A 24,154-nucleotide genomic window follows, 5' to 3' on the forward strand; every position below is an offset into this window, starting at 1 on the left:
CGTATGATAATAAAATGTGATTATTCAACAGTGTCTCATTCTTGCCGATGAGCGCTGATTGAGGAAATACCATGAGCAAAAATTACGCATTATTGGAAGCCCAACTCTCCACATTCATCGAACGCGAACGCATCGTTACCGAAGAAGCCAAACGGCTGGCCTACGGTACGGATGCCAGTTTTTATCGCTTGATTCCGCAAATTGTCGTCCGGTTGAAAAACCTGGACGAAGTCATTTTTACCATCAAGGCCTGTCGCGAGCATGACATCCCGTTTACCTTCCGCGCGGCAGGAACCAGCCTTTCCGGTCAGGCCGTCTCTGACTCGGTGCTGATCACCCTGACCGATGACTGGCGCGGCCACGACATTCTGGCTGACGGCGAGAAAATTCGCCTGCAACCGGGCGTTATCGGCGCGGATGCCAACCGCTACCTGGCTCCGTTTCAGCGGAAAATCGGTCCGGATCCGGCATCCATCAACACCTGTAAAATCGGTGGTATTGCCGCGAACAACGCCAGCGGCATGTGCTGTGGTACGGCGCAGAACTCATACAAAACTGTCGACAGCATGAAGATTGTCTTCACCGACGGCACCATCCTGGATACGGCCAGCGAAGACAGTATTCAGGCCTTCAGACAACAGCGACCGGATATCATTGAGGGCGTTGAGAAGCTGGTGGATGCAACCCGTAACAATCCCGAACTGGCCGAGCGAATCCGCCATAAATACCGCCTGAAAAACACCACAGGTTACGCCCTGAATGCACTGGTGGATTATTCTGATCCGATCGAAGTCATTGAGCACCTGATGATCGGCTCTGAGGGAACGTTGGGCTTTATCGCTGACATTACCTACAACACTGTGATTGAGCATCCGCATAAAGCGTCTGCCCTGTTGGTATTCGACAACATTGAAGCCGCCAGCCAGGCGGTGTCGGTGCTGGCGAAAACACCGGTTTCTGCCGTCGAAATGATGGATGGCCGCGCGTTGCGCTCCGTAGCGGATAAACCGGGTATGCCGGACTACATCCGCGAGCTGGATCTCGAAGCCGCAGCCCTGCTGGTTGAATCTCGCGCCGGTTGTCAGCATTCGCTGGATGAGCAATGCCAGACAATTATGGCTTCACTGGCGGAATTTACGATTATCCATTCCACCGCCTTTACTACCGATGCCGCCACCGTAGCCACCCTGTGGGCTATTCGTAAAGGCATGTTCCCGGCTGTTGGTGCCGTGCGTGAAACCGGAACGACCGTCATCATCGAAGATGTGGCTTTTCCGGTTGATCATCTGGCAAACGGTGTCCGCGAGCTGCAACAGCTATTTGATCAGTTCCAGTACAATGAAGCCATCATTTTTGGCCATGCGCTGGAAGGCAATCTGCACTTTGTTTTCACTCAGGGCTTTGAGCGCCAGTCTGAAGTTGAACGTTACGGTCAGTTCATGGACGCAGTGGCAGAGTTAGTCGCGGTTAAGTATCAGGGTTCCCTGAAAGCAGAGCACGGTACCGGTCGCAACATGGCACCTTATGTTGAGCTGGAATGGGGCAAAGACGGCTACGCGCTGATGAAACAGATTAAATCGCTGTTCGACCCGCAAGGCTTGCTCAACCCGGGCGTGATCATCAATGAAGATAAACACGCACACATCAGCAACCTCAAACCCATGCCGGCTGCCGATGAGTTGGTCGACCGCTGTATTGAGTGTGGATTCTGTGAGCCGGTTTGCCCATCACGGACTCTGACCTTGTCTCCTCGCCAGCGTATTGTCTTATACCGCGAGCTGCAGCACCGTGAGCGTGAATATCTGGCGGGTAATGGCCGCAAGCCGCCAGTCGATGAACTGCGCAAAGTGTTTGAATATCAGGGCTTGGACACCTGTGCCGCCACCGGCCTGTGTGCCGAACGTTGTCCGGTTGGTATTAACACAGGCGATCTGGTGAAAAAGCTGCGCATTGAAAAATACCAGCGCTTTACGCCAATTGCCCGCTGGACGGCCGACCATTTCTCAGCAACAACCAAAATGGTGACAGCAGGTCTGAAGGCCAATCAGGTTGCGCAGAAAGTGTTTGGTGAAGGCGCCGTCAGTGGCATGACCAACGGATTACGCAAACTCACTGGCGGCAGTACCCCACAATGGATTCCGGAAATGCCAACGGCAAACCGCCACCGCTTTGAAACGGAAGCCGCGAAGACTCACAAGCACACCGGAAATGCCACGAAAAAAGTGGTGTACGTGCCCTCTTGCGCCACCCGAACCATGGGGCAACAGCAAGATGCTCAAGATCAGCGCCCACTCACCGAGGTCACACTCTCCGTGCTGCGCAAGGCTGGTTACGAAGTAATTATCCCGAAATCCATCAGTGAGCAATGCTGCGGCATGCCGTATGAAAGCAAAGGGATGAATGAGCTGGCAACACAGAAAGTGACCGCCCTTGAGCAAGTGATCTGGGATGCCAGTGAACAAGGTGAGTTACCAGTGCTGATGGACACCAGCCCATGTGCTAAGCGGAGTATTGAAAACTTTACTCGCCCTTTGAACGTATACGAACCCGTAGGATTTACCGCGGAGTTCCTGCTGCCACACCTGACGCTGACCCCGGTGCAAGAGACCGTAATGCTGCACGTAACCTGTAGTTCTCGGCGTATGGGTCTGGAAAACCAGATGCTGAAACTTGCCCAATCATGTGCCACTGATGTGGTTCTGCCAGAGCACATTCAGTGTTGTGGCTGGGCTGGTGACAAGGGCTTCACTACGCCGGAACTGAATCAGGCTGCTGTCAGCCCGCTGAAAAAGCAGGTGCCTGAACACTGTAGCCGCGGATTCAGCAACAGCCGCACCTGTGAAATCGGCTTGTCGCACCATAGCGGCATCCCTTACCAGTCTATCTTGTATCTAGTCGATGAGGCAGCTAGCTAAGCCATAACAGAAGCCACCGCAACACTCGATTAAACCGCCCTTTAATGGGCGGTTTTTATGTCAGACTTTTTTATCTGGCATTTGACTTAAAAAACCTAGATGTTGATGATTTTGTTTTGACGGACAAACGTTGGAATTTCAAGCGGTTCTTTTGTACCAACGAATGACGCGTCAAAGCTTTGCTCTGCAGTTTCACTTTGCTCGACAATGGCTTTAAGCTCCTCAAAACTGACACCAAAAAAGCGAGAGGCCCTCATTAATCCATTGATATATTGCTTTTTCTCTGCCTTTTTGATCCCTTCAAAATCTGACATCAGATTGTACTGATTAATCTCATCTTTTAGGTACGATAAAAATTCAGACTTTTCCATTTCTCCCCTCATTTTATGATATCCCGACTCACCTGAAGCACTCACACAACCCCAATTGAAACCCTAATACTGGGTTATTCTAATACCACGTAAGAGATATGCCTCAGAACTGCCTGTGTATATAAAATTTAACCGTGATTAAACCCGTTAGTGACTCAATTCAATCGCGACTAGAATAAATCAGCAATATGTTTGATGTTTTGTATCGTATTATCGGTCTGAACTAACGTTTCATAATAGTTCTGTTTATCTCTTAAAGTCGCCAATCGATTATTCAGTTGTAAACGGTGAGACGCAGATATCGAATCTACCGCCAACTCCTCATTGATACCGGCTATCTCACGGACGACTTTATGCAGCTCAAGCTCTAACTCATACCGGCTGACATCGCTTTTAACTCGCTTCAGCTCTGCTTTAGCCGATTTTAGACCTGTTGTGAAGGTCTGTCTTTCATCGGCAGGCGTCGATTCATCATCCAGCTTTGATTTGTAATAACTCACATTGTCTTCAATTGAGCGTAAGTAAGCACTGGCCTTTGCCAGGTTATAATAAGGCGTGTAACCCGCTAAAAATTCGTTCGCTAACTCGGCTGGGCAGACATTTTCATATTCTTTATTTGCTTGACCAACGAGAATGCCATTATTGTATGAGCAATAAGATTTCAGGCCATCACTTCGGCCATTGTTATAACGCTGAACATCAACCGCTACACCATATTCAACACAATCTTTACTGTAGGTAGCAGATTGATTTTTCTTGCCTTCCTGACCGTCAGCTAAACCAATCTGATACCACTCCCCCAGCTGACATTCTTCTTCACTGAGTGAAGCACACCCGGATAGACTCAGCAACGCAACGCTGGTAAGCAATAAATGGAATTTATTCACTATTTTAAATTTCCTTATAAAACCCTGAATGACGCTCCCCGATACAAAGTAACAAAATAATGGTTATTGATATCGAAAATTCAGAGAAACAGAGCCAATAGTAAATCACTTAAAGCGCATACAATAAAGGACTCAATTTAACAGCAGGAAAAAATATCTGAAAGGAATTGGGGGTAAATGAGGGGGGATGAGGTGAACACAATACATAGAGCATAAGTCGCTCTATGTATTGTCTATAAGCAGTAAAACTACGTCTTACTTATAGAACGCTTCCACTTCGCCTTTCAGCGTAACAAGCATTGGGTTACCGTAACGGTCTTTTGCTTTCGGTGAAGGGATTTTTACCCAGCCTTCACTGATGCAATATTCTTCAACATCACTACGCTCTTTACCGTTAAAGAGAATGCCAATGTGGTGCTCGAAGCATTCAGCCACGAAGTGTGGACTGCGAGGATTACCCGACAGACGATCCGGCAAAGCTGGTTTTGCGTTGTTTTCGCTCATTTTTTAACCTAGAAAGCTAGAATAGATATGTGATTTGTCATTTTAGTCAATGTGAGCCATACGCTCAACAACCTTAAGCAAAGTGAGTAGTACTTTTCACTCCTGCCGCTAGCCAATGGCACTTCGCCAACGTTGGTTAACCAACGCTAACCAACCAATGGCAAAGAACCTGGGACAGGTGACTATGCTCGTCTCTGGCTTATCGCGCAAAGCAAACCAAAACCCACTAACTACACCATGCCAGTACCGCTTCTAAACCGCCTTTGTAACAAATAAGTCACCTAGACGTTTTTGTTATTGCCCTGGGTTTGTTCGGAAAACAAGCTGCAATAGCCAGAGCGATATCCTAGCCCCTAGCCCCTTAAACACAAACCCCAACCTTTGACTGAAAGTGTTTTGTTATAAGTTCACCAAAGTTTGGCGTAATTTATCAACTGACTGCACGCCAAGTTCACTGCATACCCATCCAAACTGATCATCTTTGAATCTAGGAAATATATGCAAATGGTAGTGAGATAAGTCATTGAAGAATCCATTATTCTGGATAAATGAGATTCCATCAGGCTGGAAAGCAATTTCAATTCGTCGATAAAGATCTTTAGCCACTCGATTTATTTCTAAGGCAATTTCTTCTGGTAAATCAATAAATGTTTCATACGCAACAACCGGACAAATGAGGATATGCCCAAAGTTTATAGGATCATGATCAGCGAATGCGATGACATGTTCAGATTCATACACTATGGCTGCATCAATTTCGCGAGAGACAATTTGTTCAACAATAGTCATGACTTTCCTTGTTCGACTTTATATAGATAACACCAGCAAACAGGTGTTCTTTGCTAAATCAGACAAAATTTACTAGAGAATTTGAAGTCACTATCGCCTTCCCATGCCTCATCAATAAAATGTGACTAACGCTGCTTTGTTCGAAATGAAACATAGCGCACGGCTTAGATAGAGTATCGCCAAACCGCCTAACACATCTCACGATGTCATCCTGCAACCCAACCAGATGGCTCATCTGTGCCTGCTAAAACAAAGAGACATCCACTATCTGATTGGATAGCTGGTTATACGGTAATTTTCTGCAGCCCAAACTCACGAGCAAAACCACCAACCATCACCTTGATAATATCCTGCTCGTTCGACTCGACGGACGCTGTAATTCTTGAAACACAACCCATTGCCCGACCTTGCTCAAAAGTAAAACTATTCGAACGCTCACCATCATAAAGGTGCTTGGTTAGATAGCATGCCAATGCTCCACTCGCACTCCCCGTTGCTGACTCTTCCGGGATACCAAACAAAGGAGCAAAATTTCGACAACTTGCCGTCAGCCCGCTGTCTTTTTCGCACAATTCAAAAGCATGAACACTAACAAAACCATGTTGTTTACAAAATTCACTGAGTAAATGTTCATTCACTTGGATGTTATCTAGATACCCATGTGGCACAGGAACAACAATATCAGGTAAACCGGTTGAAATAACCTCAATAGGTAACTGAGTAGACTCTAAAACTGTCGAGTCAATTCCAATTAACTTTGATATCACCTCGTAACCAAACACCGCAAGGTATTCAGGTAACTTCTGCTCCATCACTATATGCCCAGTAGACTCTATGGTTACCGCAAGTAACCCGGCCTTAGTCCTTTGAACATACCGCCCTTCAGTCACCATTCCTTTCTGATACATTGTTGAAAATGCGGCTAACGTCGCGTGACCACAGAAATCAACTTCTCCTGTAACAGTAAAAAAAGACAACTCAAAGTCGACTTCGTCATCTTGAGACACAAATGCCGTTTCAGAATAGCCAACAGCTTGCGCTATCTTTAATTTTTCTTCGTCAGACAGATTTTCTGCGTGCAACACAACACCTGCCGGGTTTCCTCCGGTTCCATTGGCAGTAAAGGAATTAACCAAAAAAGCTTCAACTTTCATTAAACGTAAATTCTCCATAAAACGGGTAAAGGCCACAGTCCCTCTTGAGGCGCTTGCTATGTTTTTATTTCAGCACTCCCTTGAGGTAATCCACAATAATTGTACCTAGCTTTTCTTGGAACTCTTCGCGATTGAAACCGTTAGGATCCTCTGCAATGAGACCAAGTTCTGATTTGAGAAAATCAGGGAATGATGTCAAAAATGAGTAATGACCAGCATTAGATACCATTATGCTAATAAGTTTCTGTTTATTGGGAAGACCTTTTTCAATCACATCAGCATTATACTGCTCTGTCACCTCTTTATCATTCTCTGCCTTCAGCAATAAAACTGGAATGTCGACATCATTTAGAGAACCTTCCGTAGAAAACAATATCCCCACTGGAGCCATTATGATTATGGCCTTAATTCTTGGATCTTTTGTACTTTTTATAACCGTTTTCGTCATAGAGCCATCACGCACAGGCGTACAGTATGGATCAGTGAGCAAAGGGCTATTCTTGCATATTTCAATCAGGCTACTAGTGTCTCCAACACCTCCAGCTGCTGCGATAGCGGCATACCCTCCGACAGAGTGCCCCAATACCGCTATTTTATCCGAATCAATGTAAGTATTTAGCCCTGATGTATTAAGAAGCTTGTCAATTGCTAAAGTTATATGCTTAGGACGGTTAGTATAATTAGTGACAGAACCTTCTAATGTATTATCCATATAATTGTTCTGAGGATGCAGCGGCATACCAACAATGAAGCCACTCTTTGCCAATGAGATAGCAATATCCTTATAGGATAAATTGCTCCCACCGGAACCATGGGACACTATGACTAACGGATATTTGCCTTTTAGAATCTCTCCTTCCAGAGCCACATTGAGTTTGAATGGACCTAACTCAACCACTTTTGGCTCAGAACTAGTTGGATAAAATACAGCCATCGGAAAACCATTATTTTCAATGGATGAAGGCACATTTGCGTAATCAAAACCGACTTCATACGCATTAGAAAAAGGAGAAATAGTTATTAACAGCACAACAAACAAGCGAAAAATAAATCTCATATTTTTGCCTAGACTTCCTTATTAAGATAAAAACATAACGAATGACATGGACTCCCCCTCATCAGGCTCTGCCACACAGGGTAAGTCTGACGACTCTCCTTGGAGGTCACCATGTCACTATCAATTTATGGCATTGATTTAGCCAAACATTCGTTCAGTATCCACGGCGAAGATGAGCAAGGCAAGGCACTGACCCATAAAACAATAACTCGCTCAAAAGTCCTTTCGACCTTTACCAATATCCCGCCAGCCATTGTCGCTCTGGCAGCCAAAAAAGCTCGGATAATATGATCGCTACTCAGTAACGGCACCGAATACCAACCCATATAAAGCCAAACTGATTTCTAAAAGAATAAATAGCTTCACCGGGTCATGGCAATAGCCAATGATGATGTAAGGTTCAGACCTTTTGCGGGAAAACCTGATAATGCGGCGGATACTTAGATGCCTTCTAACGAATGAGGACCCGCAACCGCGTAGTGTCATCAGGGTCATGGCGTTGAACGCGAGTAAACAGACCGAATGTAGAGCGGCAGTCCCAAATCTTGCATTACCTGACGCTGTTGTTGACAACCAGGGGAGTCCATGTAGCCGCGTTAAGGTGTGAGGCACGCAATACCGATGCCGCCGTATACAACCTTAACCATTGAAACCAACGCATAGTAAAAAATGCTACGCGTGCCGAATCACACTTGCACCATTTGTTAGCAATCTGTCCCAAACACTTTTGTACAAGTTTGATTTACTAATTTCTCAACATATGGTTCAAACTGTTTTTCATCAGAAAACTCAACAAGCTCCGCGAGAACAAACGTAGAAACTAAAACCGTTAGCTGCAACAAGAACCTAACTTCTTGATCATCTATAGTAGGAGTTATAAACCCATCTTTAGAAATATGTCTGAAAGTAAGTTCTGACCCACCATGTGTAAAGTCATGCACAAAAGGCTTTAGCATTTCCCATAGTTTGCTAAAGAGCATGCTGTCTTCATATTGCTCCTCTACTAGCTCAATATTCTTTCCTACCGCATTCCATTTATTTTTGTAAATCGCATTATTCGCTTGCTCTTTGTTTGCACATTTTCGGAGCCAAACTGCCCTAAAAGTGTTTTCTAAAGTTGGTCTAACCAAAGAGAATGCAGAAGCAAAGTTTTTCTTTTCTACAAGGGTTTGCACCGCATCACAATGACTTATAGAAACAAAAAACATTGCACTTATAAATTCATTGTAACCTTGCCTTTTAACTGAAATCTGCTCAGCTAATTCCCAAACAATATTCAAATGCTCTCTAGTATCAAACACTAATTTCATAATTACAGAACCTAATTTTTCGGGGATTGCTAACGCCCGCTTAAGTGGTGAGCAACGCAATACGGTGCTCCCGCACACCACCTTAATCACTAAAATCAACGCATAGTAAAAATGCCACGCGTTGCGAATCCCTCTTAAACAGTTTGTATGGATAATAAGCTTGTCATTTGGGTAATGTGAGACCCAAGCTTAACTGCAACTAAAGCTTCTTATGCGGTAGTTCGTTTAAACGCTGGCTCCTCTGTCGAGAGACCGATAACAAACATGAACGCCGCATAGGACTCCAAGCATCAACCTCGAATAGTCGACTGGGTCTCGAACCCGCATTTCGCAAGCAAGAGTTAGCTTATTATGAACACAAGCACACATCAAAACATTCATGTAGGTGTTGATACAGGTAAGTCACAACTAGACATTTTTATTCGCCCAATTGATATCTTTTTTACTGTTAACAACGACGAGAAAGGTATCAAAGAGGCCATCAAAACAATCAAACAACATGTCCCACAGCGTGTTGTTGTCGAAGCAACTGGACGTCTAGAAATGCCGTTCATCATTGCTTGTTCAGAAGCAAAACTTCCCTTTGTTATTGCCAACCCCATACATATAAAACGGTTCGCCGGAGCCATTGGTCAACGAGCTAAAACAGACAAATTAGATGCTAGACTCATTGCTCACTATAGCGAGGCCATTCAACCTAATCTGACCCAACTGAAACCTGAAAATATGCGTTTAATGAGTGATTTAGTCGCTCGCCGTCATCAACTGCTGGCCATGCAAACCATGGAGAAAAACCGATTACAATCACTACCAAAACATCTGGCTGGCACCATCAAACCCGTGCTCACGACCTTTAAAAATCAGATAGAAAAAACTGAGCAAAAAATCCTATCTCTCATTGAATCATGCCCCGAGTATCAAAACAAAAATCGTCTTCTGCAGAGCGTTCCCGGCATCGGAAAAGTCGCAGCTGCATCCATCATTAGCAACGTTCCTGAGCTTGGGCTTATTACCAACAAACAAGCCGCAGCACTCATTGGTGTTGCCCCCATCAATCGAGAAAGTGGACGCTATAAAGGCAAGCGAGTCATTCAGGGGGGACGAGTACAAGTACGCACCGTGCTCTACATGGCTATGATGTCTGCGATGCAGTGTAACCCTGTTTTTAAAGATACTTACCAGCGACTTTTAGATGCAGGGAAACCGAAAAAAGTCGCCATTATTGCGTGTGTCAGGAAGATGGTTGTGCTCTTAAATTCGATGCTTCGAGATGGCGTCATGTGGAACGAAAACATAGCCAGAAATTAGCTATTGACGCCATAGTCGTTTGTTAAGTGCCTTTTCCCACGGACTCTGCCCAATCAGTTAAAGATACTATATATGCAAATTCACCTTCTGGCTCTTCGTTGGTAATATGTGATAAATACTGTTTTATATGTTTCTTATCCGAACTAGTGAACTTAAAACCAAGGATATTATTCACGTCAGAACATATTTTAATACTACCTTCACTGCCATCGGCTTTAGTGAAAGTTTTGGTAATCGGTTTCGAGGGCATATACTGAAGACCTTCAAAATAGACACCACCTTTAGGCCCTAAGCGCAAACTCACAAGATACGCATCATCAGGCAGTTCTAGCCAGTCTTCAAAGTAGTTTGAAGTACCAGAAACTTCGTTGGACTCTTCGGAAATTTGTTCAAAGGCTATATCTGCTTCTTGACTAGCGTACTCTCGATATACTGCAAAATATATATCTCGATCAAAAATCACTTCTTGATGCTCTAGAGCCGCATCAATGATCGATAGTTTACGATGAGACAATGGTCTGTTCTTACGACGTTTTTTCCAATTGTCGAATTGCATAGGTAGGTCATCAGTTGTGACTGTCGGAGATTTTCCCCACTGATCCACAAACCAAGCTTTAGTATTGTTCACTGTTTCGTTATTACTAAACTTAACTCCCAACTCTGTCCATGCTGTTTGCTCAGCCCCCTCGAGAGATAAGCCATTCGCAGATAGATTTGCAGAACCGACAATTGCAGTTGTACCTTGCAAAACAACCTTTGCATGAAGTCGGGCATTTGTCTTTATCTGAACGTTAGGTAGCTTAAGTAGTTTTTCAACCAAATATGGATTACAAGCACCGCTTTCAAAATTACATAGCAATCGAATTTTTTGACAACTACTACTTTCAAACAGTGATAAGACGTCATAGCCTAAGAATGCTACCGCAATATCAAGTTCTAAACTATTTTCAAATAACTTAGATAATTCAGAAAAATAGTTTTCAGATGTTAGTAGTTTCATATTACTCCTTGAGGCACTTAACGAATGACATGGACTCCCCCTCCTTAGACTTTGCCACACTTGATAAGTCTGACTACTGTCCTTGGAGGTCACCATGTCACTATCAATTTATGGCATTGATTTAGCCAAACATTCGTTCAGTATCCACAGCGAAGATGATCAAGGCAAGGCACTGATCCATAAAACAATAGCTCGGTCTAAAGTCCTTTCGACCTTTGCCAATATCCCGCCAGCCATTGTCGGGATGGAAGCCTGTGGCGCCTTTCAGGACGGGTGCCAAAAATGACCTCAACGATGCCGTCGCTATCTGCGTGGCTGTCTCACCCGTCCTTCAACGTGCTTCGTTAAAATCAAATCACCTGACCAGCAAGCTATTTTGCTGCTACATCGAGCCCGTGATAACTGGGTTCATGAGCGAACCGCCTTACTTAACCAACTACGAGCAATGCTGGCCGAGTTTGGTATTATCGCCCCAAAGGGTCGTCATGCTATACAAAAAGCCATTCCCGAAGCACTTGAAGATGCTGAAAACCAACTGCCCGACTTAGCAAGAGCTCTCCTCTCCGATAGTGACGAGCACTTACTCAATATCAATCAGCGAATCGCTGACCAAGAACGCTGCTTTGATATCTAGTTTCACGTAGCCATAATGCACAGAAAATCATGAAAGTGGCTGACATTGGCCCTATTACCGCCACTGCCGTCATAGCAAGCATCGGTAACGGTGAGCAGTTCGACAAAGGGCGCGACTTTGCTGCTTGGCTCGGGTTAGTGCCGTCACAATATTCAACTGGAGGGAAGCCCCGGCTTGGCCGAATAACCAAAAAGGCGATAAGTACCTCAGGACATTATTGGTTCATGGTGCCAGAGCTGTTATCTCCGCCATCGGTAACAAGACTGACCGCTTGAGTTTATGGTGTAAAAACTTGGTCGAACGGCGAGGCTTCAAGCGGGCCATTGTGGCACTAGTCGCCAAGAATGCTCGAATTATCTGGTCGCTACTCAGTAACGGCACCGAATACCAACCAATATAAAAGCCAAACTGATTTCTAAAGGAAGAAATAGCTTCACCGGGTCATAGCAATAGCCAATGATGATGTAAGGTTGGCGGGAGAGCCTGATAATGCGGCGGGCACTGTAGATGCCTTCTAACGAATGAGGACCCGCAACCGCGTAGAGTCATCAGGGTCATGGCGTTGAACTCCAGTAAACAGACCGAATGTAGAGCGGCAGTCCCAGCTTTATAATATATAAAGCAGTTGTTAACGACCGGGGGAGTTTATGTACCTGCACAATAAAGTGCACCCCACTGAGCCAACCAGCACACCGAACTTCATACCCAAATTACCGAGTGTAACGCGTCAACCTTGATTGCTTTTTTCACCGGTTGTCACTTGGCATCATCGATAAATACCCACTCATCATTACTTTGCTTAACTAGTATTAAATTGAAACCCTCAAATTTAGTCTCTGCTGTAGGATTTTCAACTGGGTACTTTTTTGCATGAATACCCGCATACCGCAACCCCATTTTCTCAACAGTGGGTTTAAACTTTGGCCAAATTAGTTCTGCTTTCTTTCTTAATTCTGTTGGTTCTAGGCTATCAGAACGATAATTGAGCATGAGAACCCAAGCTTCTGTTTCCGTAGCGTATATCTTAGCTAAGCCCTCAAGTTGTATTACCTCGCCTGTAGATAATGTTAGAGGCTTTGTTTTCTCTCTAAAACCAAGGCTCATTACTTCGCTTTTTGTACCCGCATAACCGTGAAGCGAGCCGCTTATTAATATTAAAAAAACTAACTTTTTTATTAACTTTTTCATTTGTTTCCTTTATCGTTTAGCGAATGACACGCCCCCTCATCAGGCTCTGCCACATAGGGTAATGTCTGACTACCGTCCTTGGAGGTCGCCATGTCACTATCAATTTATGGCATTGATTTAGCCAAACATTCGTTCAGTATCCACGAAGAAGATACACAATACAATGTGTTGACCCACCAGACGATATCACGCTCTTAAGCTCTCTCGAACTTTGCCAATATTCCACTATGCATCGTTATAATGGCAGTGTCGTGATAATAATTTTGATTTAATATTTTTGTTATAAAAAAGCTCTCATGTGAAATGGATATTGGAAACAAAACAGCCAGATCAGGCTAGCGATGCCCATGCTGGCTGTTTTAAGTTAGGCTTTTAATATACAGATATAGCCTTAGGCGGTGACTTCTTTGATTTCAGCCTTGAGTTCACGTTTAAGGATTTTACCCGTTGCACTCATTGGTAGTTGTTTCCGAATTTCGACAAAACGCGGATATTTGAACGCGGCAAACTGCGCTTTACCCCAGACTTGCAACTCGTCGGCTTCAATTTCTTGCCCGTCTTTGAGCACTACATACGCCTTAATTTCTTCGCCGTATTCCGCATTCGGAATCCCGATTACTGCAACCATGGCTACCGATGGATGTGTCATAAAGACTTCTTCAATCTCACGTGGATATACATTAAAGCCGCCACGGATGATCATATCTTTCACCCGATCTACGATGTACATGTTGCCAGACTCATCGAACCGACCAATATCACCGGTGTAGAACCAGCCATTTCGAATTGCCGCTTCCGTTGCGTCCGGGCGATCCAGATAGCCTTTCATGATGTTATGACCACGGACAATAATTTCTCCTTCCTCACCGATTGGGACTGCTTTGCCTTCAACATCGACGACTCGCACTTCTACCCCCTGAACCGGCTGGCCGACAGAACCGGGAATACGCTCGCAGTCTAAGTGATTAAAGCATGCAATCGGGCTGGTTTCAGATAAGCCATAACCTTCCAGAATAGGGACGTTAAAGCGTGATTCAAACGTACGAATCACTTCCGTCGGTAATGATGCGCCACCACTTACTGCGATACGCAGGGAAGAAACATCATAGTTAAGCTGAGCATGAATCAGGCCGATATACATCGTCGGCACACCCGCGAAAATGTTCACCTTGTGTTTTTCAATCAATTCCAGCACGTGGTTTGGCTCAAAGCGCGGAACCAGCACTAGTTTCGCCCCACTCAGCACCCCGGCATTTAAGTGAACGGTCTGACCAAAAGTATGGAATAGAGGCAAGGTAATGAGGTGTACTTCACTGCCCTGGGTCGCCATGATATTCTGCGCCACCATCGCGTTCATCACGATGTTGTTTTGTGTCAGCTCCGCACCTTTTGGCAGCCCTGTTGTGCCAGAGGTATAGAGGATAACGCAGGTATCATCAGCTTCACGCTGCACATAGTCTTCCAGTGGTTCGACATCATGAATGAAACTGTTAAGTGTCGGTTGCCCTTCAAACTTGTGCTGCGTCTGATCCAGTGTCATGACAATCATGCTCTCACAACTGTCTACCGCACCAAAGGCAGCAATCCCTTCACGAGCCATAGGCAGATCCGGCGTGCCTTCAAAACAGAAGTAAAATTTGGCTTTGGAGTCTTCGAGGTGATATTTAATTTCGCGTGATTTCAGTAACACATTTAGTGGCACGGCCACAGCACCGGCCTTCTGAATACCGTAATACACTAGAGGGAAGAAAGGCAGATTAGGACAACTCAGAGCAACCCGATCTCCTGCCTGAATACCATTTTGAATCAATGCATGGGCAATTTTCCCTGCAATCGCATCAAACTGCGCATATGTAATTTCCGTTTCTCCACACACCAGAGCAACCTGGTTGGGTTTACAAGCAGCATTCCTTTGTAGCGCAGCAGCAAGATTCATCATATGGGTTCACCTTTTGTTTTCTTCACGTGTCGGAGACAGGATTAATACATTTGTTTTAAATTGATGTTTTATCCTAATTACCCATATCAGCCTTACAGATGTCAACTAAAGGAAGCTACGATGTTAAGAAATTGTGATCGGCGCAAAAATCATTTGGCAAAATGCCCAATATAAAGCATGTGAAATGCCGCCAGTTTGGCATCAAAGAAACTAATAAAACGCAGATTCACAGAATTATCACACGATCTATTACTCAAGAATGTAAACGTAACGACATTCTCATCGGAATGATTTCGCTATCATTTCTTTGCGAACAGCTCTGTTCATATGCATGGCACCGTTTAAAACACATGCTTTTTGAACCTATCGTCAATGAAATCGATTTACAAAATGGTGGGAGGGTAATCTCAGTCAATGTCGTGGATGTTCAGATTAACAGATGAACAGACAGCACCGCCTGACTAATACGTATGCGCACGAGAACATGCGAAAAGGTGCGAGTGCGCGGACTGACAAGCATGCTTGCAAAGAAGCTATCTGAAAATGAAAGCAGTCTGAAAAAGAAAGCTGTTTGAAAAAGAACGTTGTCTAATAAAGAAAGCTTTCTGCGACGCTTCTGATTACAGGCATACTTATCGATCTACATGAATTCCAGTTCAATCCCCGCCACCCGCTTAATTCCGGCATTGCTATTTAGTCAGAATTTCTTCACTGTCTTCGGGCGGCTTGCTGGAGACAAAAACCGGCATGTTGCCAATGGCCCCAATCATAGGTTGCACCTGTCGGCGACCTTTGAGCCGCTGTACGGCATCCAGTTCAGCGAGCGACTGAGTATAACCATCATGACTAATAAAGTAGTCGCCAAAAACTGTTTTGTTTTCGACGTAAGCCGACGGCGTCACATGAATGTATTCGCCAATCAGGCTTTTTTTCACCACCGCGCCTTTTTCAACTTTGCAGTTTGCGCCAATCACAGCAGGCCCTTCAATAATTGCGCCCGGCTTAATGTCACAGCCGCTACTGATGATCACCGGGGGCGTGATATTGCAGTCTGCCGGATTGAAAACGGTATTAATGCCCACCCAAATGCCCGGCTTTATCTGAGTGCCGGGAATCGGATAACCCGGAACCTTGCCATTCAGAATATCGCTGGTGACCGTCCAGATATCGCTGATATTGCCAACATCCAGCCATTGGAAATTCATGCTGGTCGCAAAGAAATTGATACCGCTTTCAACCAGTTTCGGGAATAACTGACCGCCAATATCATACACTTCACCAGGCGGGATAAAGTCGAAGATAGCCGGTTCAAAAATATAAATGCCGGTATTAATCTGATTCGAGAGGGCGTCTTCGACTGCCGGTTTTTCCTGGAAACTGATAACCTTGCCGTATTGGTTCGTCACCACGACCCCATATTTCGACACCTCTTCCGGCTCGACCTCCCGGGTAATGATCGTGGCGATGCCACCGGATTCTTTATGGCGACGCATTGCTTCGGTCAGATCAAGATCGATCCAGGCATCACCACAAACCACCACAAAGGTTTCGTCGAAAAATCCGGAAAAGTCCTGAATTTTACGCATCCCGCCTGCTGATCCCAATGCTTTACTGACGAATTTGCCGTCCTTAAATTCCCCTTCATAGGAATATGACAGCTGCACTTTGAAATGATGGCCATCACCAAAATAATTTTCGATGACCTCTGCAAGATGGCTGGTATTGATGACGATCTTGTCGATACCATGAGTAGCAAACAGTTGAATCATGGACTCCATGACCGGCTTGCCAAGAATGGGAATCATAGGTTTTGGAATGGTATGTGTAATAGGTCTGACACGGGTTCCCTGTCCTGCCGCAAGAATCATTCCCTTCATGCTTTACTCCTTGTTGACATGAGTCCTTGTTTTCCTTGGAGTGCGTAGCTGTTCTTAGCAACATGATTATCAGATGAATGCAACCTAACACCTATTCGATAACACAATCATGCAACAAGACAGCCATACAACAAGACAGCTATGCAACCACACTCCCACACTGAAAAGTGTAGCCATCTCTTTTCGACATTGGCTAATTTCATCCATAACCCATTTTAGTAAAGACCTATTGCCCTTCAGTCAGGCTGCAATTCATCCCTTGCCTTTCAGCTGGGATACGAGCCCTCTAAACGCATGCAAGCGGATAAGCGGATAAGCGGATAAGCGGATAAAGATAGTGAACTCTGCTACCTGCAGATATAGACCAGATTTACACGAAGTGATCATTACGGTGCGGTCAACACCCTAAAAAGAAATTTTATTGGGTGAATGTCACAACATTTCAAGATTGAGACAATTCCTGAGAAAGGCTTGGCTATAGTTTTAATGTGTCCTTAGGTCTTATGATGTAGCAAAAAAGCAAAAACAGAGTGCCAAAGCACTCTGTTTTTTTATATTCAACTCAAGGCAATACAGATTTTACCCGGCAGTTCTGCACCTGGTTATTCTGCCCTGACTTTTCTGCGACTCATCAGAATGACAGGAAGATACCGGCCAGCGTTGCGCTCATCAGGTTTGCCAGAGTCGCAGCGAAAATCGCTTTGAATCCTAGGCGAGCAATATCTGGTCGACGACTTGGCACCACGCCACCCAGACCACCCATCAGCATCGCAATCGACGTCAGGTTCGCAAAACCACACAGCGCAAAAGTCACTACGGCTTGAGAGTGTTCACTCAGCTGCTGCTTCACATTCATCAGGTCAGCAAAAGCCACAAATTCGTTCACCGCGATTTTTTTACCGATCAGGCTAGCTGCCACTGTCGCTTCAGACCAAGGCACACCGATCAACCAGGCAACGGGTGCAAACAGATAGCCGAAAATCAGTTCCAGACTTAGGTTGTCCACACCAGTCCATTCGCCGATATGGCCTAGGCCGCCATTGATCAGGGCGATCAAGCTGATAATCGCCAGCAGGCTGGCACCAACGGCCATGACAATTTGCAGACCGCTCAGCGCGCCCTGAGTCGCTGCATCAATAATGTTTACCGGTGCGTCTTCATCGTCATCAGCCACATCATCCTGATCACGCAGTGATTCTGTTTGTGGAACAAGGATTTTTGCCATCATCAGACCAGCCGGTGCAGACATAAAGCTAGCGGCAATCAGGTAACTGATATCCACACCCAGCCCGGCGTAACCCACTAGGGTACCACCAGCTACCGATGCCAAACCGCCCACCATTACGGCAAACAGCTCTGAACGGCTCATTTTCGCCAGATACGGGCGAACTACCAGCGGCGCTTCAACCGAACCCACAAAAATGTTGGCAGTCGCTGACATAGATTCAGTACGGCTGGTGCCCAGCACACGTTGCAACAGACCGCCAATCGATCGGATCACAAAGCCCATGACGCCCAGGTAATACAGGACAGAGATCAACGCGGAGAAGAATACGATAGTCGGCAGCACGTTCACCGCAAAGATGAAGCCCAGTTTAAACTGTGCCAGTTCACCAAACAGGAACTCAGTACCGATACGACCGTAGTCGATAATACCGGATACCGCAGTGGATACACTGTTCAGGATTTCACGCCCTACCGGTACATACAGGATAAAACCGGCAAAAATCAGCTGAATGGCAAAAGCGCCACCCACTGTGCGCCAATTAATCTCGCGCCGATTTTCAGAGAAAAGAACTGCAACCGCAAAAAGCGTAATAATGCCCAACAGGCTGACCAGATAATTCACGGCCAAACTCCACCAATTTGTTTGTTAAACGATTGCGGCGGCATTTTATTGAGATAAAAAAATGTGACAAGGTTCAAATTGTTAATGCAATTCACAGTTTGCATACATTTCAGCGGGCAATGATGAGGAATACAGCAAAAAAAGCCGGGAAACGCCAGATTGGTGCACAGAGGGGATACTATTGTTCCCTATGGTGACAATAGCATCCTAGAAAGAGATGAAAAAATCGCCACACAAAGCGTTGCGCAAACGATAACTCGCCGGAAAAATACCAGGAAACCGATTGGCTCAGTTGTTGAGTACTTTATCCCAGTACACGGGTTCCCCGATGTGTTGTTTGATAAAACGGATGAAAGCATCCACTTTTTTAGGCAGGAACTTATGGCGCGGATAAACCGCGTAAAGTGGCATGTACTGTGACAGCTCCCAATCCGGTATTAGTCTGACCAGTTTTCCTTCCCGGAATTCTTTATCCAGCAGATAAGTCGCCAGATACCCTACGCCGTGACCTGCCAGCGTGGCATCCAGAATGGCATCGGCAGAATCAACCCGGTAATTACCGGAAACTTTTACCTGCAGATTTTGGCCGTCCTGACGGAAATGCCAGAGGTTATCCTTTCGCTCCCGGCTGTAATAGGTGATGCAGTTATGTTCCACCAGCGCTTCCGGGGTATAAGGCACACCATGTTTCGCCAGATAATCCGGGCTGGCTGCCAGCACGAAGTGGCAATCCGCTAAATGGCGGGCAACAAACCCTTCCGGCGGGGAATCTGTCATCCCAATCCAGAGATCCAACTGCTCCGCAATTAAGTCGACCCGGTGATCAAACAGGCTCATTTCCAAATCCAGCTGCGGATACTGTGCATGAAATTCGGCGATATGCGGCGCGATATGGTGCCTGGCAAAAGACTGCGCAATCCCGACCCGCAAAATCCCCTGCATCGAGTCACTGCGCTCAAGCAACTCACTCTCTGCTTCATTCACCTCATTCACGATATTGGCGCAACGCACAGCAAATCGTTCACCGGCTTCTGTCAGTGCGAAAGAGCGGGTTGTCCGCTGAACCAATTGCACGCCCAGACGCTCTTCCAGTTGCTGAATCTGCTTACTGACCTGCGTACGGGAAATATCGAGCAACTGCGCCGCCTTGGTAAAACTACGTTGGTGGGTAAGCGCGTTAAAGACCACCATTTGCTGTACTTTTTTAATCATTCTGGAATGTTTGGTTTTTGGAATAGAACACAGTCTTTGAAACCGCTTATAAGAAATATTGCTTCAGCCAGCCACTTGGTAACAGCCAGCATACCCAGAGCTGTAGCCGGAGCTATACCCAAAGCTATACTCAGAGCCATGCCCGGCGCTATATAGCTACAAGTCTAGCCGGATTCGCACCTGAGCGCTGTAACCACAGGAAAAGAAACACATAATGCCCTTTTCGCCAGAAAAAAGAAAAGGCCTGTGTCATACAGGCCTTGGGCTATTCGTTTTTCTGCCGAGCAGGTTGTTCCCTCAGGCAGGAAGGAGATGTTTAGATGCGGAAGAAAGCCAACTGCTGTTTCTGTTGCTCGGCCAGCTGTGACAACTCGTTACTGGCCATCGCGCTCTGGCTGATACCGGCAACGTTCTGACTGACGATTTCCGACATGTTAGTCACGTTACGGTTGATATCCTGAGTCACCATCGACTGCTGCTCTGCCGCTGTCGCCACCTGGGTGTTCATGTCGCTCATCTGCTGTACCGCAGTAGTGATTCCCATCAGCGCATCATTTGCCTGGCTGGCCAGCAGTTGATTGCGTTCCAGCATTTCCAGGCTTACCTGCATGCTGTCATTTGCCTGGTTCGACTGCAGTTGCAGCTCTTCAATAATGGACTGGATTTCTTGCGTTGAGTCCTGAGTACGCGCCGCCAGCATACGCACTTCATCAGCCACCACGGCAAAGCCACGGCCTGATTCACCGGCACGGGCCGCTTCAATTGCCGCATTCAGTGCCAGCAGGTTCGTTTGCTCCGAGATACCACGAATCACTTCGATTACTTTGCTGATTTGCTCAGACTGATCTTTCAGGCGAGTCACTACCCCAGCCGCATCTGACAGTGTGGCAGACATCTGCTGGCTGGCAGCATTGCTCTCTTCGAAGACGTCCAGACCCTGACGCGCCAGTGAATCGGTCTCTTTAGCTGTCGCATCGGCGGCAGTTGCAGTATCGCTAACGTTATCAGCCGTTGATGAAAGCTCGTTCACCGCCGATGCCACCTGATCAATTTCATTCTGCTCAGACTGCGCATTGGCTTCCGACTGCGTCATTACCGCGGCCAATTCTGTGGCTGCTGCAGCAACGTCTTCACTGATGCGGATCATCGAATCAACCGTGCTGTGCAGCTGCTTCACCGTTACATTGACATCACTGCTCAGCATCGCCAGTTCGTTGGTACCGTCCTGCTCGGCACTGACCGTCAGGTTACCCCCGGCCACTTCACGCATCACTGCCTGCAGTTTGATGATCGGATTAACAATCAGCCCTGACAACCACCAAGCCAGCAGGAATACAATGACGAACACCGCAGCAATCCCCATGGTTGCTGCTGACATCAGCGCACGATTGTTATCAGCACTTTGCTGCATACTGCGCGCCGCATACTCATTGACATGGGCAGACAGCTGATTGATAGCACTCACCATGTTATCGCCGATAGTGCGGTATTCATTGATGAACTGGTTAAACTCTGCCGTAGAGACTTCACCGTGATCGAAACGATCCAACAAAGAAACCGCCTGCTTGGAGAAGTCCATGTAGGCACGAATTGCATTTTCGACCTGCTTGGCTTCATTACGGAACTCGGGTTCTTTTTCCAGAACCTGAATATCGGAGCCCAGCTCTTTTACAGCACCGTTGATATTACGCAGGAATTCTTCACGGCGCTTCGCGTCGTAAATGGCGTAAACGGCATGGATACGCAGCGGGTAAACCTGATCGTCAATGCGCGCCAGGGTATCTTTATACGTCACCAGCTTGGTCGTGTTCGTTGCAATCACGCCCTGTTCGGTTTCCAGTTTAAATTTTGTAGTTAGCAGCGCCGCGAACAGCACGACTACCATCAGCATAACAGGCAGCAGAACCTGGTATCGGATAGATAAATTTTTCAGAGAAAATTGCATGACAGCCTCATAACAGAGAATCACCTGCGTCCATGCAAGCAAGGAAATTTCGTTGGAATTTTTGATGCGGGAAATATAGATCTACGTCACAAAAATGTCCACATAATAAACATCTAAATTTCAAGGCGATAGAAGCAATCTCACCGTCAAAATAACTGTTACCGATGTCATTTATTTGACAGCGTATTTTTTTTGCCTATCAATCATTGAGATATAAAGAAGCGACCATTTTCCAGAAATGCTAATGAAGAATTTATGAATCGCGTCATACAGTGTTCAAAGTTCTGAAACATGATTGTCATATTTCTTTTCTAACCTTTGCCTCGTTCATTCAAAACCGACTGGCATTTAACAGCCAAGCATTTTAAGGATTAGGAAAATGAAAACTAAGGTTATTGGTGCACTCGCTCTGGCAGGTTCAATGGTGTTCAACACTGCAGTTGCAAACGAAACTATCTCTGTTGTTGGTTCGAGCTCCGTATCACCTATCATGGAAGTTCTGGGTGAGACCTACGCAAAATCTCACGATGTCACCATCGAAGTTCAAGGTCCTGGTTCATCAGCAGGCGTACGTGCTGCGCACGACGGTTCTTCTGACCTGGGCATGAGTTCTCGTGACCTGAAATCTTCTGAGAAAGCGGACTTCATCAAAGAAGTGGTTATCGCTCGTGACGGTATCGCAGTGGTTGTACACAACAACAACACCGTTGATAACCTGACTAAAGAAGAAGTCGCTAAAATCTACAAAGGCGAAATCACTAACTGGAAACAAGTTGGCGGTGAAGACAAGCCAATCGTTGTTGCAACTCGTGATACCGCATCAGGTACTCGTGGCGCTTTCGAAGACATCATGTCTCTGAAAAAGAAAGTGAACGGTACAAGTGTTTCAGCTATCTCTCAGCGCGCACAGGTTGCCAGCGGTAACGGCCAGCTGAAAACTATCGTAGCCAACAACCCGTTTGCTATCGGTTACATCTCACTGGGTTCTGTAGACGGTTCAGTTAAACCACTGTCTATCGACAGCCACAAACCATCTGTAGAAGCCATCAAAGCGGGTGAATACGGCGTACAGCGCCCATTCCTGGTGGTTTACAAAGAAGGTCGTCCTTCAAAAGCTGCACTAGACTTCCTGAACTGGGTTCAGTCTGAAGAAGCTCAAAAGATTGTTGCTGACAAAGGCTTCATCTCTGTTCACTAAGTTCTGATTACTTTTCCGGTCATCGTCGATGACGATGGCCGGTTTTCTGATTTCTCGATATCTGGTTCGGATTTGTGGATCAGTATCTGGAGTAACACATATGACCATCGCAAATAACATAGAACAATCAGCGAAAGGATCATCGCTGAAAGCCAAAGATAAAATCGACTGGCGTGAACTGTTCTTCAAGTACCTGTTTCTGACCAGTGCCGCTCTAGGTATCTTGTCGCTTATCACTATCGGTTACTTCATCTTCCGTGAAGGCTACGCTGCATTCGCCCACGCTGGCATCGCGGGAATCGTACTGGGGAATGACTGGCTGCCGCCTGCCCTGTTTGGTATTGCACCAATGATTGTTGCCTCGGTTGTCTCGACAGCTGGCGCGGTCATTGTAGGTGTGCCTATCGGTGTACTGACCGCGATTTTCATTGCTGAAGTGGCCCCTAAACGTCTGGCAGATTTGATTCGCCCTATGGTTGAACTGCTGGCAGGTATCCCATCGGTAGTTTACGGCTTCTTCGGTCTGGTTATCATCGTCCCGCTGATTCAGGACGTGTTCGAAGTACCGGCAGGTAACACAGTGCTGGCCGGTATCATTGTTCTGGCGGTGATGATTCTGCCGACGGTCATTACCGTTTCTGAAACCTCTATTCGTGCCGTGCCACGCAGTTACAAAGAAGGCTCTCTGGCCCTTGGCGCGTCGCACATGTTTACCATTTTTAAGTTGCTTGTACCGGCTGCCCGCTCAGGCATCATGACCGGCGTTATTCTGGGTGTTGCCCGTGCGCTGGGTGAAACCATGGCCATCATCATGGTAATGGGTAACTCACCAGCCATGCCACAGGGTCTGTTGGATTCTGCCCGTACCCTGACGGCGAATATCGCGATTGAAATGTCATATGCAACCGGCATTCACGCCAGTGCCCTGTATGCGACCGGTATTGTTCTGCTGGTTTTCATCATGATTCTGAATGGTGCGCTGCTGTACCTAAACCGTGAGCGCGCGAGGTAATTACG

At 46.2% G+C, this 24,154-nt stretch carries 19 protein-coding genes and 1 pseudogene; 6 read left to right on the forward strand and 14 right to left on the reverse strand.

Annotated elements, in window-relative coordinates; translation table 11 throughout:
• Positions 1-71: 71 nt before the first annotated feature.
• A complete protein-coding gene (locus PGW97_RS09575) occupies positions 72-2,915 on the forward strand; it encodes an FAD-binding and (Fe-S)-binding domain-containing protein (RefSeq protein WP_273857181.1) in 2,844 nt (947 codons plus the stop codon).
• A gap of 95 nt (positions 2,916-3,010) precedes the next feature.
• Here PGW97_RS09575 and PGW97_RS09580 read toward each other — a convergent pair whose 3' ends face one another.
• The 6 genes from PGW97_RS09580 to PGW97_RS09605 all read right to left on the reverse strand — a co-directional run bounded on the left by PGW97_RS09580 (position 3,011) and on the right by PGW97_RS09605 (position 7,677).
• Positions 3,011-3,286 carry a hypothetical protein gene (locus PGW97_RS09580; protein WP_273857182.1) on the reverse strand — a complete coding sequence of 92 codons (276 nt, stop codon included), beginning with the start codon at positions 3,284-3,286 and terminating at the stop codon, positions 3,011-3,013.
• A gap of 170 nt (positions 3,287-3,456) precedes the next feature.
• Complete coding sequence (locus PGW97_RS09585; protein ID WP_273857183.1) at positions 3,457-4,173, reverse strand: DUF2799 domain-containing protein; 717 nt, start codon at positions 4,171-4,173, stop codon at positions 3,457-3,459.
• A 255-nt stretch (positions 4,174-4,428) separates the two neighbouring features.
• Positions 4,429-4,677 (reverse strand): DUF3297 family protein, encoded by a 249-nt coding sequence (locus tag PGW97_RS09590; protein WP_047883541.1) that lies wholly within the window; start codon positions 4,675-4,677, stop codon positions 4,429-4,431.
• A gap of 399 nt (positions 4,678-5,076) precedes the next feature.
• Positions 5,077-5,466: an HIT family protein gene (locus tag PGW97_RS09595; RefSeq protein WP_273857184.1), complete on the reverse strand. Its 390-nt coding sequence runs from the start codon at positions 5,464-5,466 to the stop codon at positions 5,077-5,079.
• A gap of 284 nt (positions 5,467-5,750) precedes the next feature.
• Positions 5,751-6,620, reverse strand: a complete 870-nt coding sequence (locus PGW97_RS09600; protein WP_273857185.1) for a PhzF family phenazine biosynthesis protein — start codon at positions 6,618-6,620, stop codon at positions 5,751-5,753.
• A gap of 64 nt (positions 6,621-6,684) precedes the next feature.
• Entirely contained in the window at positions 6,685-7,677 is a 993-nt protein-coding gene (locus PGW97_RS09605) for an alpha/beta hydrolase family protein (RefSeq protein WP_273857186.1), read from the reverse strand.
• Between the two features lie 111 nt (positions 7,678-7,788).
• Between PGW97_RS09605 and PGW97_RS09610 the strand changes: the two genes are divergently transcribed.
• Complete coding sequence (locus tag PGW97_RS09610) at positions 7,789-7,968, forward strand: hypothetical protein (RefSeq protein ID WP_273857187.1); 180 nt, start codon at positions 7,789-7,791, stop codon at positions 7,966-7,968.
• A 413-nt stretch (positions 7,969-8,381) separates the two neighbouring features.
• Here the strand turns inward: PGW97_RS09610 and PGW97_RS09620 are convergent, their stop codons facing one another.
• Positions 8,382-8,987 carry a DUF6988 family protein gene (locus tag PGW97_RS09620; protein ID WP_207103590.1) on the reverse strand — a complete coding sequence of 202 codons (606 nt, stop codon included), beginning with the start codon at positions 8,985-8,987 and terminating at the stop codon, positions 8,382-8,384.
• Between the two features lie 351 nt (positions 8,988-9,338).
• Here PGW97_RS09620 and PGW97_RS09630 point away from each other — a divergent pair, with 351 nt between their 5' ends.
• Positions 9,339-10,295, forward strand: a complete 957-nt coding sequence (locus PGW97_RS09630) for an IS110 family transposase (RefSeq protein WP_273857188.1) — start codon at positions 9,339-9,341, stop codon at positions 10,293-10,295.
• A 22-nt stretch (positions 10,296-10,317) separates the two neighbouring features.
• On the opposite strand, the gene PGW97_RS09635 is transcribed toward PGW97_RS09630, so the two are convergent.
• Positions 10,318-11,295 (reverse strand): phospholipase D family protein, encoded by a 978-nt coding sequence (locus tag PGW97_RS09635; protein WP_207103588.1) that lies wholly within the window; start codon positions 11,293-11,295, stop codon positions 10,318-10,320.
• Between the two features lie 94 nt (positions 11,296-11,389).
• Here PGW97_RS09635 and PGW97_RS09640 point away from each other — a divergent pair.
• A pseudogene (locus tag PGW97_RS09640) lies at positions 11,390-12,329 on the forward strand (IS110 family transposase).
• 356 nt (positions 12,330-12,685) lie between these two features.
• On the opposite strand, the gene PGW97_RS09645 reads toward PGW97_RS09640, so the two are convergent.
• The 6 genes from PGW97_RS09645 to PGW97_RS09670 all read right to left on the reverse strand — a co-directional run bounded on the left by PGW97_RS09645 (position 12,686) and on the right by PGW97_RS09670 (position 21,939).
• Positions 12,686-13,117, reverse strand: coding sequence for a hypothetical protein (locus PGW97_RS09645; protein ID WP_273857189.1), 432 nt, complete (start codon positions 13,115-13,117; stop codon positions 12,686-12,688).
• A gap of 391 nt (positions 13,118-13,508) precedes the next feature.
• Positions 13,509-15,056: a long-chain-fatty-acid--CoA ligase gene (locus PGW97_RS09650; protein WP_273857190.1), complete on the reverse strand. Its 1,548-nt coding sequence runs from the start codon at positions 15,054-15,056 to the stop codon at positions 13,509-13,511.
• 689 nt (positions 15,057-15,745) lie between these two features.
• Complete coding sequence (locus PGW97_RS09655) at positions 15,746-16,933, reverse strand: sugar phosphate nucleotidyltransferase (protein ID WP_207103585.1); 1,188 nt, start codon at positions 16,931-16,933, stop codon at positions 15,746-15,748.
• 631 nt (positions 16,934-17,564) lie between these two features.
• Positions 17,565-18,782, reverse strand: coding sequence for a NupC/NupG family nucleoside CNT transporter (locus PGW97_RS09660; RefSeq protein ID WP_217392607.1), 1,218 nt, complete (start codon positions 18,780-18,782; stop codon positions 17,565-17,567).
• 288 nt (positions 18,783-19,070) lie between these two features.
• Positions 19,071-19,994, reverse strand: a complete 924-nt coding sequence (locus tag PGW97_RS09665; RefSeq protein ID WP_047883530.1) for a LysR family transcriptional regulator — start codon at positions 19,992-19,994, stop codon at positions 19,071-19,073.
• A gap of 316 nt (positions 19,995-20,310) precedes the next feature.
• On the reverse strand, positions 20,311-21,939 hold the full coding sequence (locus PGW97_RS09670; protein ID WP_273857192.1) for a methyl-accepting chemotaxis protein: 1,629 nt from the start codon (positions 21,937-21,939) through the stop codon (positions 20,311-20,313).
• Positions 21,940-22,318: 379 nt separating this feature from the next.
• Here PGW97_RS09670 and PGW97_RS09675 point away from each other — a divergent pair, with 379 nt between their 5' ends.
• Positions 22,319-23,137 carry a phosphate ABC transporter substrate-binding protein gene (locus PGW97_RS09675; protein WP_047883528.1) on the forward strand — a complete coding sequence of 273 codons (819 nt, stop codon included), beginning with the start codon at positions 22,319-22,321 and terminating at the stop codon, positions 23,135-23,137.
• A 100-nt stretch (positions 23,138-23,237) separates the two neighbouring features.
• Positions 23,238-24,149 carry a phosphate ABC transporter permease subunit PstC gene (pstC, locus tag PGW97_RS09680; protein WP_047883527.1) on the forward strand — a complete coding sequence of 304 codons (912 nt, stop codon included), beginning with the start codon at positions 23,238-23,240 and terminating at the stop codon, positions 24,147-24,149.
• Positions 24,150-24,154: the final 5 nt, after the last annotated feature.

This window comes from Photobacterium sp. GSS17 (genome assembly GCF_028621875.1).
Classification (GTDB): Bacteria; Pseudomonadota; Gammaproteobacteria; order Enterobacterales; family Vibrionaceae; genus Photobacterium; species Photobacterium ganghwense.